A 15,632-nucleotide genomic window follows, 5' to 3' on the forward strand; every position below is an offset into this window, starting at 1 on the left:
CCGCCGGCCTCGAACTGGCGCTCGAAGCGCCGAACGTCGTGATGACGCGCACCTTCTCGAAGATTCACGGGCTGGCGGCGCAGCGCATCGGCTGGATGGTCGGCTCCGAGGCGGTGGTCGATGCGGTCAACCGCATCCGCGGGCCGTTCAACGTCTCGGCCGCGGCCATCGCGGCGGGGGCGGCGGCGATCGCCGACGAGGCCCATGTCGCGGCGGCGGTGGCGCATAACGACGAATGGCTCGCCTGGCTCACCCGCGCGGTCGAGGCGCTCGGTCTTGCCGTGACGCCGAGCGTCGGCAACTTCCTGCTCGTCCACTTCTCCGACGCGCCCGGCCGCACGGCGGCGGAGGCGGATGCGCACCTGACGCGCGCGGGCGTGATCGTGCGGCGCGTCTCCTCCTACGGCCTGCCCGACGCCCTGCGGGTGACCGTTGGCAGCGAGGAGGCCAACCGCGCCTTCGTGGATGCGCTGACCGCCTTCGTGGGAGCGTCGCGTCCGTGAGCGCGGTGGTGGAGCGCCTCGCCATCGTCGGGCTGGGCCTGATCGGCTCCTCGATCGCCCGCGGTGCCCGGACCTACGGCCTCGCCCGCGAGATCGTGGCGATCGACCGCGATGCGGGCGTGATCGAGCGGGTGACGGCGCTGGGACTCGCCGAGACGGCGAGCACCGAGGCCTCGGCGGTCGCCGGGGCCGACCTCGTGATCCTGTGCGTGCCGGTCGGCGCCATCGGTGACGTGGCGGCGGGGATCGCGCCGCACCTGAAGCCCGGCGCCGTCGTCTCCGATGTCGGCTCGGTCAAGGCCGCCGTCGTCGCGGCCGTTACCCCGCATCTGTCCGAGAAGAATCCGTTCGTGCCGGCCCATCCGGTGGCGGGCACCGAGTATTCGGGGCCGGATTCGGGCTTCGCCACCCTGTTCTCGAACCGCTGGTGCATCCTGACCCCGCCGGAGGGGGCCGATCCGGCGGCGGTGGAGCGGGTGCAGGGCCTGTGGCAGGGCCTCGGCGCCATCGTCGAGACCATGACGCCCGAGCACCACGACCTCGTGCTCGCCATCACCAGCCACGTGCCGCACCTGATCGCCTACAACATCGTCGGCACGGCGGCCGACCTCGAAGAAGTCACGCAGTCGGAAGTCATCAAGTTCTCCGCCGGCGGCTTTCGCGACTTCACCCGCATCGCCGCCTCCGACCCGACCATGTGGCGCGACATCTTCCTGACCAACCGCGACGCGGTGCTGGAGATGCTCGGGCGCTTCAACGAGGACCTGTCGGCCCTGTCGCGGGCGATCCGCTGGGGCGACGGCGAGGCCCTGCACGACCTGTTCACCCGCACCCGCGCGATCCGCCGCGGCATCGTCGCCATGGGCCAGGAAACCGCCGAGCCGGATTTCGGCCGCGCCCGCAACGCGGCGGCGCCCGCGGCACCGCAGAACTGAGGGAGAGGCGCGGAAGATGCGGACATTCGCCATCGTGGCCGTGGTCGAGGGCGCGGCGCCCGACCTGTTCGAGTGGCTCGCCGTCCACCGGGCGGTCGGCGTGCGCCACTTCGTCATCTACGACAACGGTCTCGACGGCGAGGCCGCGGCGCTCCTGAAGGCGCACGAGGCGATCGGCGTCACCACCCTGCCCTGCCCGACGCGCGTCGGCACCACGCCGCTCTACGCGGCCATCAACCATTTTCTCGCCTCGCGGGCGCGGCTGTTCCGCTTCGCCGCCTTCCTCGGCCTCGACGAAGTCCTGGTGCCGGCGCCCGGCCGCTCGATCCAGGACTGGATCGCCCGCATCCCGCCCCATGCCGGCGCGGTGGTGGTCAACCGGCGCGTCTTCGACACCGCGGAGCCGGAAGGCGCCCCCGGCGACCTCCTGCTGCGCCGCTTCCCCCGCAGCCTCGCCGACACGGAGGGCGAGGCGAACCACGTCGTCACGGCGATCTATCGGCAGGGCGCCGTCGCCGCGATCACCGACGCGAACCTGGTCCCGCTGGTGCAGGGCGAGCGACTGATGAGCGACTTCAGCCCCGCCGAGCCGGACCCGCGCCGGCCCGACGCCGTGCTCGGCGTGCGGCACGGGGAGATCCGGCTGAATTTCTATCCCGCCTCCGCCTCCGCTGACTCCGGCAATGGGGCGCGCGCGGAGACCGAGCCGTGCCTCCGGACCCGGAGCTGGATCGGGCCGACCCTCGACGAGATGCGCCACTTCCTCGCCTACGCGGAGAGCGTCGCGCCGGCCGAGGCCGCGCGGCTGCGGGCGCGGGCCGGCGCCGTGCCGGAACTGGCGCGGCCGGTCGCGCCGCGGGAGCACCGCCTCTGGCGTCTGCGCCAGCTGCACCGGCCGCGCGTCGAGGCCGCCGGCCGCTTCGTCCAGCGCAAGCTCTTCGGGGCGCCGCGCCCCTGGTAGGGGGGTCGGCAGCCACCGCCTGGAATGACGCCCTAACGCTGCGCCCTCCGCTTGGCGGGCGCCTTCCTGCCCTTGGCCGTCCCGGCCTTCCGCACGGACGTCCCGCTTCCGCCCCTGGTTTTCACCGCCCGCGCCTGTCCGGTGGTCCTGAGGAAGCTCGTCGCCCGGGGATTGCGGGCGGCGGCCGAGGCCAGGATCAGCCCCATGCCGCCCTCGACGTCGCGGTCGGTGCCGCGGCCGGCCACGAGGTTTTGGCCGAGCTGGAACTGCGACTCCGAATAGGCCGCGGCGTCGATGTCCGAGCGGTTGTCGATCGACTGGCGGAACCAGTAATTCGCTTCCGCGTAGTCGGGCACGCCGTCCCAGCCCTGGATCAGGGCCATGCCGAGATTGTGGTAGGCGACCGCCGCCCCGTCGACCGCGGCCTGCCGCAGCATCCGCACCGCCCGCGCCCCGTTCGGCTGCGGCCGCTTCATCTCCATCAGCGCGAGGTCGTTGAGCGCCTGGGGCAGCCCCTGTTCGGCCGCCTCCTGCAGCAGGGTGAGACCGCGGATCGGATCCTTCGGCACCCCGCGGCCCTGGAAATAGAGGTTGGCGAGGTTGAGCTTGGCGGTCCGGTCGTTCTTCGCGACCGCCTGTTCGAGCCAGCGGACGGCTTCCCCGTCGTCCCGCGCCACCCCCCGGCCCGCCATGTAGGCGTAGCCGATATTGTTCATGGAGGCGGCCGAGCCGCGCTCGGCCCCCTTGCGGTACCACGCCAGGGCCTCGGCGAGGTCGCGCGGCACGCCGCGGGCGTGGTCGTACTGCATTCCGATGGCGGTATAGGCCGCGGCCACCCCCTTCGCGGCCGCCCGGTCGTACCAGCGCCGCGCCTCGCCGTGGTCGGCCGGCACGCCCTGGCCGTAATCGTAGATCGTGCCGATCTGGTTCATCGCCCGGCCGTCGCCGGCCTCCGCGGCGCGGCGGAACCACTTCATCGCCAGGGCGTAGTCGCGCACCACGCCGCCGGCGTCCTGATAGCGGACGCCGAGCCCGTGCGCGGCCTCGACGGAGCCGCCCTCGGCCATCCGTTCGAGCAGCACGAGACCGAGCGTCACGCTGATCGGCGCCTTGTCGATGTAGGAATTGGCGAGCGCCAGCGTCGCCCTGGCGCTGCCGAGGCCGCTCGCCCGCAGGAGCCAGCGCCTCTGGCCGGCGATGTCCACGGGGCCGCCCTCGCCCTCCCGCATCATCCCCGCGAGCTCCAGCATGGCCGCGATCGAATCCCGTTCCGCGGCCAGGAGGTAGAAGCGCCGTGCCGCCGCGAGATCCCGCGGCAGCCCGACTCCCCGGTCGTGCAACTGGCCGTAGACGAAGGCGGCGTAGCGGCTTCCGCCCGCGACGGCCTCCTCCAGGAGGGCGCGGATGCGCGCCACGTCCGGCGCGGGCTGCCCCTCGGCCACCTCGGCGAGGCTCCGCGCCCAATCCGCCGCGGCGGGCGCGTGGCCGGCGCGGGCGGCTTCCTCCAGAAGGGTGAGCGCCCGGGCACTGTCGCCCTGCGGCGGCTCGGCGCCGGCGAGGTTCCGGGCCAGATAGCGCTTGAGCTCGGGATGGCCGGTCCGCGCGACGCCCTCGCTCAGCACGGCGAGGCCGGCGGACGGATCCTTCGGCAGGGCGGGCCCGTAGGACCCGTCGAAGCGCCCCTCCGCGACCGCGTCGTAGCCGCCGGGATAGCCGAGGTCCTTCGCGCGCAGGAAGGCCGCGAGCGCCGCGTCCTTGCGCTCCAGCGCCTTGAGGACGAGGCCGAGCCGGTAGGAGGCGCCCGCCTCCGCCGGCCCTGCGGTCGCCGCGGCAGCGCAGGCGGTCGCGGCGGCCTCCAGGGCGGCGGTCCGCCCCTCGGTCACGCCGTCGAGGATCGACCGGTCGGGGCTCACGGCCTCGATCTCCTTCGGGAGGGCGACGGCGCGGTCGCAGGCCTCGCCCTGCGCCTGCGGCGAGGCCGGTGCTCGCCCCTCCGCGGCAGGATCGCGCGGGGCCGTCTGAGACGAGGAAGGCGTGGGGCTCGATTCCGTCTCGGCCTCGGCGGTGGTCGGCACCGCGAGGGCGACGCCGACGAGAAGCGCGCCGAGGGCGGCGCGCACCGGTCTCTCCCGCCGTGGCCCCTGCGCCCCCTCGGACCGTCCGCATCGCTCGGGGGGACCCGACATCGGGGCCGAGGCTGCTGCAGAGGGTGCTGCGGTCTCCGACGACATGGCGGGATCCTCCGACGACACGGCCCGTGGACGCCGTCCGTCCGGCCGGCGCGTCCACGGGGGTGGGAAGGGTGGCGGGATTGTGCGGTTTCCGCGTGCGGAGATGGCGCACGCGCCTGCGTTGTCATCGGCGGGAAGCCGACGGCGCCACCGAAACGTCGGCGGCTCCGGAGCCGGTCCTAGGCCGGAGGATCGAGCCTCAATAAAGCGCCGGCAGCACCACGTTCGGCACGGCGAGCGGGCCGAGCATCAGGCGTCCGTCGCCCAGGCGCAGGGTCGGCAGGGGCTTGAGGCCGTTGGCGCCGTCCGCGCCCGCCGCCTGCGCGTCGCCGCCGGCATCCTCGCGCTTGCGCAGCCCGCCGAGGAACTGGCCGACGAGGTTGCCGATCAGGGCACCCTTGTCCGAACCGAAGCGCTGGCCCATCACCTGCCCGACCAGGGCCTCGAGCCCGAGGGCGCGGATGTCGAAGCGGCCCTCGGGGCGATGCGCCTCGTCGAGGCCGACCTCGCCCTTGGCCTGGAGGCGGCGCTCGCCCTTGGCGATGGAGAGGCGCGTCACGTCGAGGCGGCCGTCGGCCCGGCGCCACGTCTCCAGTTCCCGCGCCACCGTGCCGGTGCGCAGCACGGCGGCCCGCTCGATGGTCGTGTCGAGATCGATATCGGCCGGATCGCTGCTGCCGGCGAGCGCGTCGAGCCGCGGCACGGCGGCCTTGGCGAGGCGCAGGCTGACATCGACGGCGCCGTCGCTCTCGAAACGGCCGGGCGTCGGCCGGGCATGCAGTTCGAGGTGCCGGGCGGCGAAATCCACCGGGCCCAGATCCGCGGAGAGAACCTTGCCCGTCGGATCATCGACGACCAGCGAGGCGCGGCTGAAGCCGTCGGAGGTGGCGTGGAAGCTCGCGTCCAGGGCTTTCCACGTCACGTCGCCGGTCAGGTCGCCCTGCTCGACATGGAACGGGCCGGTGGCTTCGAGGACGACGTGGCGCGGATCGTAGACCTGCACCACGGCGGTCGTCGGCCCGAGGGTGAAGCTGCCGTCGGAGCGGGCGAAGCGGACCGAGGCGCAGCGCAGTTCGAGGCGGAAGGGGAAGCCGGTGATCGAGCGGTCGGCGCAGGTCCATTGCCGGCCGGCCTGAGCCTCGCGGGCGAGCCACGCATCCATCTCGCTCTCGGCCTTGGCGCGGATGAAGAACCACGCGCCGGTCCAGGCGACGACGAGGGCGGCGAGGAGGATGTAGGGGAGGAACAGGCCGATCCGTCTGCGCCGCCGGGGGGCGGGTCCGCCGGGGATCGGTTCGGGGGTCTGCGCCATCGGGCTCTTTCCTGCGCGGTCCGGCAGGACCGGCCGGACGCCCCCGTGTTTGGAGAGAGGGGCGGCGCAAGGCAAGGGCCAAGGCGAAGGCCGAGGCAAGGGCTTGCCCCGCCCCCGGCCGTCACGGGCCGGAGAGCGGACGAGGGCCCGGACGGGCGATCAGGCGCTCGCCGTCTCCGTCTCGACGGCGAGGTCGGCGACGACGGCGCGGCGCTCGTCCTCCCCTTCCGCGAGGCGGTGGACGTGCATCTCCGTCGCGCCCTTCTGGCGGGCGCGGGCCAGCCAGTTGCGGTGAAGGCGCTCGCGCGGCCCCTTGCCGGACGCGGCGATCGACACTGCCTGGGCGATGCCCGCATCGTCCCGCCGCACGGCGATGACCACCGCCTCGTCGACCTCGGCGAGGTCCGGCTCGGCCAGCTCATGGACGCCGACGACGTAGCGGCGGCCGGAACGCCCGCGCCACGCGCTCAGGGCGGGGGCGGCGCCGCGCAGGCCCGCCATGGTTCGGAGACGCTCCTCGCGCACATCCGCTCTCCGGGATCGATCGTCCTTCAGATCGCGGAGCGCGACCGACCAGGACAGGGCTCGTTTGTTCGCCATTTGTTCTGTTCTACGACGCTCGCCCGATCGCCGTCAAGGCGCTGTTCGGGAAGGATTCCGGGGTCAGATCAAGGTGGGGATCGCCGTCTGGTTCCACAAGCGACGGCGCTGTCTTGAACTCCCCGCGATGTCCCGATTCGATCGCGCGATCATCGTCTCGCCGCACAGCCTTCGTAAAGCATGGATCTGGCAGGGTGACCGGGCGCGGTGCCTGCCGTACAAGCGGAGCCGTGCGCCGGTCCGGCTTCGGAGACTTCGGTCTCGGGCGGATCGGCGGGACGCGGCGCGGAAACAGCCTTGGGGCGCGGGTGATGGGTGTGGCGACGAAGCGGCCGGGGGTTCGAATCGCGCGGCTCGCGCTCGCCGCCGGTCTCGCGCTGAATCTCGGCGCCTGCTTCCGTCCGCTCTACGGGCCGACGGCCTCGGGCGAGTCGATGCAGGGCCTGCTCGCCGCGATCCAGGTCGACGACGTCAACATGGCCCAGGATCAGGAGCGCCTCGGGCACTACCTGCGCAGCGAGCTGATCTTCGATCTCGACGGAACCGGCCAGGCCGCCGTGCCGAAGCGCTACCGGCTGAAGATGCAGGGCTCCGAGCAGGTCCAGACGCCGATCGTCTCCTCGACGACCGCGCGGGCGGAGGCCGGCACCATCGTCGGCACGGTGAAGTTCTCGCTGGAGAGCCTGGACGGGCGCCGCATCCTCACCGAGGGCGTCGCGACGGGCACCGCGACCTACGACCGCTCGATCCAGCGCTTCGCCTCGCTGCGCGCCGCGCGCGACGCCGAGATCCGCCTCGCCAAGCTGCTGGCCGACCAGATCAAGACCCGGCTCGCCTCCGTCCTCGCCGTCAAGCCGAACCCCTGACGGCGGCGGCATGACGGCGGTCAAGGCCGGCGACGTCGAGGGGCTGGTCCGGCGCGGCCCCGATCCGCGCGTCGCGGTGATCCTGGTCTACGGGCCCGATACCGGCCTCGTCGCCGACCGGTCGGCGCGGCTGGTGCGGGGCATGGTGGCGGATCCCGACGATCCCTTCGCGCTCATCAAGATCGACGGCGATACCCTCGCCTCCGATCCGGGACGGCTCGTGGACGAGGCCGGCACCGTCGGCCTGTTCGGCGGCAGCCGCACGATCTGGGTCCGCTCCGGCAGCCGCAACTACGCGCCCGCCGTCGATGCGGTGCTGAAGGCCCCGATTGAGGGCGCGCGCATCGTGGTGGAGGCCGGCGACCTCGCCCGCTCCGCGCCGCTTCGCACGCTGTGCGAGGGCTCGCCCAAGGCGCTCGCCCTGCCCTGCTATCCCGATGACGAGCGCACGCTCGCCGACCTGATCGAGCGGACGCTGCAGGAGGAGGGCTTGCGCATCGACCGCGACGCCCGCGACCTGCTGGCGGGCAGCCTCGGCAGCGACCGCCGCGCCAGCCTCTCCGAGATCGGCAAGCTCGCCCTCTACGCCCGCGGCCAGGGCAGCGTCGGCGTGGACGACGTCGAGGCGATCGTCAGCGATGTCGGGGCGAGCGTGCTCAACGCGCTGATCGACGCGGCCTTCGCCGGCCGTGCGGGCGAGGCCGAGCGGGAATATCGCCGCTTCCGCCACGAGGGGATGGACCCCTCGGCGATGCTCGGCGCCGGCCTGCGCCACGCCCTCACCCTGCTGTCCCTCCGCCTCGACAACCCGCGCGGCAGCGCGAGCCAGCTCGTCGCAAGCTGGCGCGGCCTGCATTTCCGCCGCAAGGCGCTGGCCGAGACCCAGCTCGCCCGCTGGTCGGCGCCGGGGCTGCAGCAGGCGGTGGCGTGGCTCCAGGACGCGGTGCTCGCCTGCCGCCGGTCCGAGCCGGATCTCGCCCACGCCCAGGCGCAGGGCGTGTTCCTGCGCATCGCCGTCGAGGCCGCGCGGCGGCGGCCCTGAGAAACAATCGAGACATCCTGCGGGCGTATCGCCTCCCCCTCGACCATCAGCGGGAGAGGGACGGATGCCGGAGATCACCAGTTCGCGCCGCGGGCTGCTCGCGCTCCTGAGCGCGGGAACCGCCGGCCTTTTCTCCGCCCGACCGGCCGCCGCGGCGTCCCCGGCCAGCGACGAGGGTGCCTGCCTGCTGACGCCGCAGGCGATCGAGGGGCCGTTCTACACCGATCCGCGCCTCGTGCGCGCCGACATCACCGAGGGCCGGCCCGGCGTGCCCCTGCGGCTGCGGCTGCAGGTGATCGAGGCCGGGCCCTGCACGCCGGTGGACGGCGCGCGGGTCGATATCTGGCACTGCGATGCGCAGGGGCTCTACTCGGGCTATCCGGGCCAGGGTGATTCGCGCAGCATCGACACCAGCGGCCAGACATTCTTGCGCGGCACCCAGCACACGGATGCGCGCGGCTGGGCGGCGTTCGAGACGATCTATCCGGGCTGGTACGCGGGCCGTGCGACCCACATCCACGTCAAGGTCTTCCTCGACCGGCGCACGGTGCTGACCGGGCAGATCTACTTCCCCGACGCGCTCAACGAGTTCCTGTACACGCAGGTGCCGGCCTATGTCGGGCGCAGGGCCGAGCGCTTGGTCGTCAACGCCAATGACGGGATCGCCGGCGAGGAGGATCCGCAGCGGCGCGCCTTCTGCGCGGTGAAGGAGGAGCGCGACCGCTACGTCGCGAGCCTCGTCATCGGCGTGGACCGCGGCGCCGACGCGGCGGAACGGACCGACCAGGCGCGCACGCCCTCCGGCCGGCCCGAGCGCCCGCCGCCGGGCGGGCCGCGGCAGGGACCGCCGCCCGGTTTCGGGCCGCCGCGGCTCGCCCTGAAGGATCGGCTCGCCGCCCTCGTGCCGGGGCTGTCGCGTCGTCCGTGAGGGCGGCTCAGGCCGAGTTCGCCTCGCCCGCGATCCGCCAGGGCGCGCCGTCCACCACGAACAGCACGGCCTCGGCGCCGGCCTCCGGCCCGGTCTCCGTCAGGCCGTGGCAGAAGGTTTCGGAGAAGCCCGTCATCGGCCGCGCCAGCACCCGGGCGCGGGTCTTCCCCCGGAACGGAAACGGGCTCATGACGATGTCGCGCATGACCCCCTGCGGGATCACGGCATAGGCTTCGGTGAAGACCGCGCGGCCGGTATCAAGCGCGGTCTGATCGGGAAGGCCGCCGCTCGCGCCGTGATCGCGGCGGTCGATCGCGTCAGGCTCCGCCGAGCTTGCGGCAGAGGGCGTCGCGCTCCTCGGCGCTGGCGTAGCGGATGCGGATCTCGCCCTCCCCGCTCGCCTTGGCCTTCACCGCCACGCGGTAGCCCAGCGCCCGGCCGAGCACGTCCTCCAGGGAGCGCAGGGCGGCGTCGCCGTCTGCCGAGCGGCGCGGGCGGCCGGGGCGGGGCGCGTCGTCCTGCGGCACCTCGGCCGCTGCGAGCGCCTCGACCTCGCGCACCGACATCCCCTCGGCGACGATGCGGCGGGCCACCGCCTCCGGATCGCGCAGGGAGAGCAGCGCCCGGGCGTGGCCGGCGGTGATCTCGCCGGCGATCACCCGATCCTGGATCGCGGGCGGAAGCTGGAGCAGGCGCAGGGTGTTGGCGAGGTGGCTGCGGCTCTTGCCGAGGAGGTCGGCGAGCTCGGCCTGGGTGTACTTGAACTCGCCCATCAGCCGCTCGTAGCCCGCCGCCTCCTCGATGGCGTTCAGGTCGGTGCGCTGGACGTTCTCCAGGATCGCGTATTCGAGCGAGGTGCGGTCGTCGATCTCGACGACGACCACCGGCACCTCGTTGAGCCCCGCCCGCTGGGCCGCGCGCCAGCGCCGCTCGCCGGCGACGATCTCGAAGGTGCCGGGCACGCCCGGGAGTGCGCGCACGACGATGGGCTGGATCACGCCGCGCTGGCGGATCGAGGCGGCCAGCTCGTCGAGTTCCGGCTCCGAGAAGCGGCGGCGCGGGTTGCGCGGGTTCGGGCGCAGGAACTCCACCGCCACCTTGCGTTGCGGATGTCCGGCGGTGCGGGCCGCCCCCTCCGGGCTGTCGTCGGAAAAGTCGCCGATCAGCGCGGCGAGACCGCGTCCGAGCCGCGGCCGCGCCGTATCATCCGCCATTGCCACGATCGAAACTCCAAACTCTTGAATGACTTAAGCGGCGGCCGCGGGCGGGGGCGCCCGGCCCTCGCGCTGGATCACTTCCGAGGCGAGCCGGAGATAGGCCTGCGAGCCGGCGCATTTGAGATCGTAGAGCAGCACCGGCTTGCCGTGTGAGGGCGCTTCCGACACGCGCACGTTGCGCGGGATCATGGTCTCGTAGACCTTGTCGCCCATGAAGCCGCGCACGTCGGCGACCACCTGGGTCGAGAGGTTGTTGCGCGGGTCATACATGGTCAGCACGACGCCCTGGATCTGGAGCTTCGGGTTCAGCGCCCCGCGCACCTGCTCGACCGTGCGCAGCAACTGGCTCAGGCCCTCGAGGGCGAAGAACTCGCATTGCAGCGGCACCATCACCGCGTCGGCGGCGGCCAGCGCGTTGATGGTGAGCAGATTGAGCGAGGGCGGGCAATCGATCAGCACGTAGCTGATCGGCTCGGCCCCCTCCGGCATCCGGAGCTCGCGCAGGATGTTGCGCAGGCGATGCGCCCGGTCCTGCGCGCTCGCCAGTTCGAGTTCGAGGCCGAGCAGGTCCATGGTCGAGGGCGCCACGGAGAGGCGCGGCACCGCGGTCGGCGTGATCGCGTCGGCCAGCGGCGCCTCGCCCGCCATGACATGGTAGGTCGAGATCTTGCGGCGGCGGCGGTCGATGCCGAGCCCGGTGGAGGCGTTGCCCTGCGGGTCGAGGTCGATCACCAGCACCTGCTCGCCGATGGCGGCCAGCGCCGTACCGAGATTGATCGCCGTGGTGGTCTTGCCGACGCCGCCCTTCTGGTTGGCGAGCGCCAGCACGCGGAGCGGTTTGGCTTGAGCCGGAGCAGCCGGGGCCGGTGCGGGCATGGAGAGATCGGTCATGGGTCCACGCGGGAAAGCGACGTGACGCGCACGATCCGTGCCTGCGAGTCGGTGCGGCTCGGAATCAGGTCGCGGGTGAATGTCCACGCATCCTCGGCCTCGGTCAATTCCGCGGCTGCATCACGTCCCTTCGGAAACAGCCCGATCGTGCCGCTTGTCAACAAAGGTTCGGTCCAGGCCAGAAGTTGCGTCAGCGAAGCGAGCGCGCGGGCGCAGACGACGTCGATGCCGGTGAGCGTTCCGACGACTGCTTCGATGCGCGCGTTGTGCACGGTGACCGGCGCCCCGGTGAGACGGGCGGTCTCCGAGAGGAAAGCGCATTTGCGCGCATTGCTCTCGACGAGGCCGACGTGGAAATCGGGCCGGCCCTTGCCGGCGATGGCGAGGACGAGGCCCGGAATGCCGGCGCCCGATCCGAGATCGAGCCAGCGCGTCGCGTTCGGCGCGAGGGCGAGCAATTGTAGCGCGTCGGCGATGTGCCGTTGCCAGACCTCTGACAAGGTGGCCGGACCGACGAGGTTTTTCACGGTCTGCCAGCGGGTGAGTTGCGCAACGTAGAGGTCGAGCGCGTCCGTTGTTTCACGTGAAACATTGTGCTCGCTCAGCACGCGCGCGCGCAAATCAGTGCTCATGCGAGTTCATATTTCGGATCCTGGCCACGAGATCCGCTGTCGCGTCGGACGTCATCGACCCGTGATTTCGGAATAAAGTCCTCATCCTGCTCACGCCGTCGCCTCGGCTCGGCCACGGCGGGCATGGGCCGCGAGCAGCGTGAGGGCCGCCGGCGTCACGCCCTCGATGCGGGCCGCCTGCCCCAGCGTCATCGGGCGCACGCTGTCGAGCTTCAGCCGCATCTCGTTGGAGAGGCCGGCGATGGCGCCGTAATCGAGGGAAGTCGGCAGGCGCACCGCCTCGTCGCGGCGGAAGGCGGAGATGTCCGCCTGCTGCCGGTCGAGATAGACGGCGTAGGTCGCGTCCGTGCGCAGCCGCTCCGCGACCCGCGGCGGCACCTCTGCCAGTTCCGGCCAGACCGCCGCCAGCCGGTCCCAGCCGATCTCGGGATAGGACAGGAGCTGGAAGGCGCTGCGGCGCAGGCCGTCGCGGTTCAGGGAGAGGCCGTGGACGGCGGCCTCGTTCGGGGTGAGGCTGAGGGCGTCGAGCCGGGCGCGCGCCGCCGAGAGCGCCGACTGCGAGGCCGCGAAATGCCCAGCGCGGGCCGCGCCGACGCAGCCGAGGGCCGCGCCGCGCGGGGTTAGCCGCTCGTCGGCATTGTCCACGCGCAGGCTCAGGCGGTACTCCGAGCGCGAGGTGAACATGCGGTAGGGCTCGCTCACCCCGTGGGTGACGAGGTCGTCGATCATCACGCCGAGATAGGATTCGGCCCGGTCGAAGACCGCGAGCTCGGAGCCGCCGGCGAGACGCGCCGCGTTGAGGCCGGCCACCAGCCCCTGCCCCGCGGCCTCCTCGTAGCCGGTGGTACCGTTGATCTGCCCCGCCAGGAACAGGCCCGGCAGGCGCTTGGTCTGGAGCGTGGCGTCGAGCTCGCGCGGATCGACGTAGTCGTACTCGATGGCGTAGCCGGGGCGCAGGATGCGGGTGCGCTCCAGGCCCGGAATGGCGGCGATGATCCCGGCCTGGACCTCTTCGGGCAGCGCCGTCGAGATGCCGTTCGGGTAGACGGTTGGGTCGTCGAGCCCTTCCGGCTCGAGAAAGATCTGGTGGCCCTCGCGGTCGCCGAAGCGCACCACCTTGTCCTCGATCGAGGGGCAGTAGCGCGGACCGCGGCTGCTGATGCCGCCGGAATACATCGGCGAACGGTGGAGGTTGGCCCGGATCAGGTCGTGGACCGCCTGCGTCGTGCGGGTGATCCCGCAGGCGATCTGCGGCGTCGTGATCCGCTCGGTCAGGGTTGAGAACGGCACGGGGTCGGCGTCCGCGTGCTGCATCTCCAGAGCGGCCCAGTCGATGGTGCGTCCGTCGAGCCGGGGCGGCGTGCCGGTCTTCAGGCGGCCGAGGCGGAAGCCGTGCCGGTCGAGCGTCGCCGCCAGTCCCAGGGCCGGCGCCTCGTCGACGCGCCCGGCGGGGATCTGCCGCTCGCCGATATGGATCAGCCCGCGCAGGAAGGTGCCGGTGGTGATGACCAAAGCCGCCGCCGCGAGCCGCCGCCAGTCCGCGAGCACCGCGCCCGCGACGCGGCCCGCTTCGACGATCAGGTCGTCGGCCTCGCCCTCGATCACCGTCAGCCCCGGCGTCTCCGCGACCGCCCGCTGCATTGCGCGGGCATAGAGCGCCCGGTCGGCCTGGGTCCGGGGACCGCGCACCGCCGGACCCTTGCGGCGGTTGAGCAGGCGGAACTGGATGCCGGCGGCGTCCGCGACGCGGCCCATCAGCCCGTCGAGGGCGTCCACCTCGCGCACGAGATGCCCCTTGCCGAGGCCGCCGATGGCGGGGTTGCAGGACATCGCGCCGATGGTCGCGGCCCGATGCGTCACCAAGGCCGTCCGGGCGCCGACCCGCGCGGCCGCCGCCGCCGCCTCGACGCCGGCATGCCCACCGCCGACGACGATGACGTCGTAGCTGGAAGAAGATGCGTACATGGTCCGTGCTTATGCGCGCGCCGTCGACGAGGTCAACGCGGATCGGATCGGTCACACAGGTCGGCGATGGGCGCGCGCTGTACCGCCGAAACGCTCGTCGCGCAGACGCCCGAAGCGCGACCGGTCGGTCATCGAGCGTTCTGCGCGGTCCTCTCACTTGCCGATGCAGAAGCCGGCGAAGAGCCGGTCCAGCATCTCCTCGACCCCGACATGGCCGCCGACCTCGCCCAGCGCCCGAACGGCGAGGCGCAGATCCTCCGCGATCAGTTCCGGCGGGAAACCGGTCGGCGCGGTGGCGACGCGGTCGAGATGGCCGGCGGCCCGGGACAACGCGTCCCGATGGCGCTCGCGGGTGACGAGCGCGTCGCCCTTTCCGAGGGAGGCCGCAGCCGCGTCCTGGACCGCATCGAGAAGGGCGTCGAGTCCGGCCCCGGTGACGGCCGAGACGGCGATTCCGCCCGCCCTCCCCTCTGCGGTGGCGAGATCGCTCTTGGTGCGGACGGGGAGGACGGGGACGTCCGCGAGCTCTTCCGCCACGGCCTCGCCGTCGGCCGGCACGAGATGAAGCACCAGGTCGGCGCTGCGGATGCGGCGATGGGTGCGCTTCACGCCCTCCGCCTCGATCGCGTCCTCCGTCTCGCGCAGGCCCGCGGTATCGACCAGCACCACCGGCAGGCCGCCGAGGTCGCACCGGACCTCGATGGCATCGCGGGTCGTGCCCGGAATGTCCGAGACGATCGCCGCATCGCGTCCGCTCAGCGCGTTGAGCAGCGTCGATTTTCCGGCATTGGGGGCGCCGGCCAGCACGACGCAGAAGCCCTCGCGCAGGCGCTCCCCCCGGCGCCCGTCGGCGAGCGTCGCCCGGATCGCGTCGCGGAGCGCCGCGGCGCGGCCGGACAGGGCGGCGTCGAGACCCGCCTCGTCGACATCGCCCTCGTCGGCGAAATCGAGGGCGGCCTCGGCGCCGGCGAGCAGTTCGATGCCGGTCTCACGCCACGCCGCGACCTGACGGCCGAGGGCGCCGTCGAGCTGGCGCAGGGCCTGGATCCGCTGCGCCTCGGTCTCGGCGTCGATGAGGTCGGCGATGCCTTCCGCCTCGGTGAGGTCGATGCGGCCGTTGAGGAAGGCGCGGCGGCTGAAAGCCCCGGCCTCCGCCAACCGGCAGCCCGGCACCCGCGCGAGCGCCCGCAGCACCGCGGCCCGCACGGCGAGGCCGCCGTGCAGGTGCAGCTCGGCCATGTCCTCGCCGGTGGCGGTGGCAGGGCCGGGGAGCCAGGCGACGAGAGCCTGATCGAGGATTTCATGGGATGCGGGATCGCGCAGGCGGCGCAGGGAGAGCCGGCGCGGCTCCGGTCGTCCGCCGGCCAGCCGGTCGAGGGCCGCCCCGGCAGCGGGCCCGCTGATCCGCACCACCGCCACCGCCGCCCGGCCGAAGCCGCTCGCCGGGGCGAAGATGGTGTCGGTGCGGGTGGGAAGGGAGGGTGTCATCGCCGGATCGTGCAATGCCGTTTTCGGCTGTATCGCTTCGGTTAGAGCATGGCCTGTCCCC

14 protein-coding genes and 1 pseudogene are annotated in these 15,632 nt (G+C 72.9%); 6 read left to right on the top strand and 9 right to left on the bottom strand.

The annotated features are described in order from the left end of the window. The 3 genes from MFF42_RS15680 to MFF42_RS15690 form a co-directional block, all read left to right on the top strand. Window positions 1-503 (top strand): aminotransferase class I/II-fold pyridoxal phosphate-dependent enzyme (locus tag MFF42_RS15680; RefSeq protein WP_238256576.1); only part of this gene is annotated, 503 nt, incomplete at its 5' end. Then, entirely contained in the window at window positions 500-1,438 is a 939-nt protein-coding gene (locus MFF42_RS15685; protein ID WP_238256577.1) for a prephenate/arogenate dehydrogenase family protein, read from the top strand. The genes MFF42_RS15680 and MFF42_RS15685, both read left to right, overlap by 4 nt. A 16-nt stretch (window positions 1,439-1,454) precedes the next feature. Next, a complete protein-coding gene (locus MFF42_RS15690; protein ID WP_238256578.1) occupies window positions 1,455-2,399 on the top strand; it encodes a glycosyltransferase family 92 protein in 945 nt (314 codons plus the stop codon). Between the two features lie 32 nt (window positions 2,400-2,431). Here the strand turns inward: MFF42_RS15690 and MFF42_RS15695 are convergent, their stop codons facing one another. The 3 genes from MFF42_RS15695 to MFF42_RS15705 all read right to left on the bottom strand — a co-directional run bounded on the left by MFF42_RS15695 (window position 2,432) and on the right by MFF42_RS15705 (window position 6,443). Next, window positions 2,432-4,519, bottom strand: coding sequence for a tetratricopeptide repeat protein (locus tag MFF42_RS15695; RefSeq protein WP_238256579.1), 2,088 nt, complete (start codon window positions 4,517-4,519; stop codon window positions 2,432-2,434). A gap of 310 nt (window positions 4,520-4,829) precedes the next feature. Then, window positions 4,830-5,942 (bottom strand): DUF2125 domain-containing protein, encoded by a 1,113-nt coding sequence (locus MFF42_RS15700; protein ID WP_238256580.1) that lies wholly within the window; start codon window positions 5,940-5,942, stop codon window positions 4,830-4,832. A 159-nt stretch (window positions 5,943-6,101) separates the two neighbouring features. After that, entirely contained in the window at window positions 6,102-6,443 is a 342-nt protein-coding gene (locus tag MFF42_RS15705) for a hypothetical protein (RefSeq protein WP_238256581.1), read from the bottom strand. Between the two features lie 410 nt (window positions 6,444-6,853). Here MFF42_RS15705 and lptE point away from each other — a divergent pair, with 410 nt between their 5' ends. The 3 genes from lptE (at window position 6,854) to MFF42_RS15720 (ending at window position 9,378) form a co-directional block, all read left to right on the top strand. Beyond that, window positions 6,854-7,408 (top strand): LPS assembly lipoprotein LptE, encoded by a 555-nt coding sequence (lptE, locus tag MFF42_RS15710; RefSeq protein WP_238256582.1) that lies wholly within the window; start codon window positions 6,854-6,856, stop codon window positions 7,406-7,408. A 10-nt stretch (window positions 7,409-7,418) separates the two neighbouring features. Beyond that, complete coding sequence (holA, locus tag MFF42_RS15715; RefSeq protein WP_238256583.1) at window positions 7,419-8,450, top strand: DNA polymerase III subunit delta; 1,032 nt, start codon at window positions 7,419-7,421, stop codon at window positions 8,448-8,450. 64 nt (window positions 8,451-8,514) lie between these two features. Beyond that, window positions 8,515-9,378: an intradiol ring-cleavage dioxygenase gene (locus tag MFF42_RS15720; protein WP_238256584.1), complete on the top strand. Its 864-nt coding sequence runs from the start codon at window positions 8,515-8,517 to the stop codon at window positions 9,376-9,378. Between the two features lie 46 nt (window positions 9,379-9,424). On the opposite strand, the pseudogene MFF42_RS15725 reads toward MFF42_RS15720, so the two are convergent. From MFF42_RS15725 to mnmE, 6 genes and pseudogenes are all read right to left on the bottom strand, one after another. Further along, window positions 9,425-9,691 (bottom strand): annotated as a pseudogene (locus MFF42_RS15725) ((S)-ureidoglycine aminohydrolase); the annotation flags it as partial. 4 nt (window positions 9,692-9,695) lie between these two features. Next, a complete protein-coding gene (locus tag MFF42_RS15730; RefSeq protein ID WP_238256589.1) occupies window positions 9,696-10,592 on the bottom strand; it encodes a ParB/RepB/Spo0J family partition protein in 897 nt (298 codons plus the stop codon). A gap of 33 nt (window positions 10,593-10,625) precedes the next feature. Beyond that, the gene (locus MFF42_RS15735) at window positions 10,626-11,486 is read right to left on the bottom strand and encodes a ParA family protein (protein WP_238256585.1); all 861 of its coding nucleotides are present in this window, start codon (window positions 11,484-11,486) and stop codon (window positions 10,626-10,628) included. After that, window positions 11,483-12,118: a 16S rRNA (guanine(527)-N(7))-methyltransferase RsmG gene (gene rsmG / locus MFF42_RS15740; RefSeq protein ID WP_238256586.1), complete on the bottom strand. Its 636-nt coding sequence runs from the start codon at window positions 12,116-12,118 to the stop codon at window positions 11,483-11,485. The genes MFF42_RS15735 and rsmG overlap by 4 nt, the downstream gene beginning before the upstream one ends. Window positions 12,119-12,208: 90 nt before the next feature. Beyond that, window positions 12,209-14,083 carry a tRNA uridine-5-carboxymethylaminomethyl(34) synthesis enzyme MnmG gene (mnmG, locus tag MFF42_RS15745; RefSeq protein WP_238256587.1) on the bottom strand — a complete coding sequence of 625 codons (1,875 nt, stop codon included), beginning with the start codon at window positions 14,081-14,083 and terminating at the stop codon, window positions 12,209-12,211. A 153-nt stretch (window positions 14,084-14,236) separates the two neighbouring features. Then, a complete protein-coding gene (mnmE, locus tag MFF42_RS15750; RefSeq protein ID WP_238256588.1) occupies window positions 14,237-15,571 on the bottom strand; it encodes a tRNA uridine-5-carboxymethylaminomethyl(34) synthesis GTPase MnmE in 1,335 nt (444 codons plus the stop codon). Window positions 15,572-15,632: the final 61 nt, after the last annotated feature.

The sequence above is a fragment of the Methylorubrum podarium genome (assembly GCF_022179745.1).
Lineage (GTDB): Bacteria > Pseudomonadota > Alphaproteobacteria > Rhizobiales > Beijerinckiaceae > Methylobacterium > Methylobacterium podarium.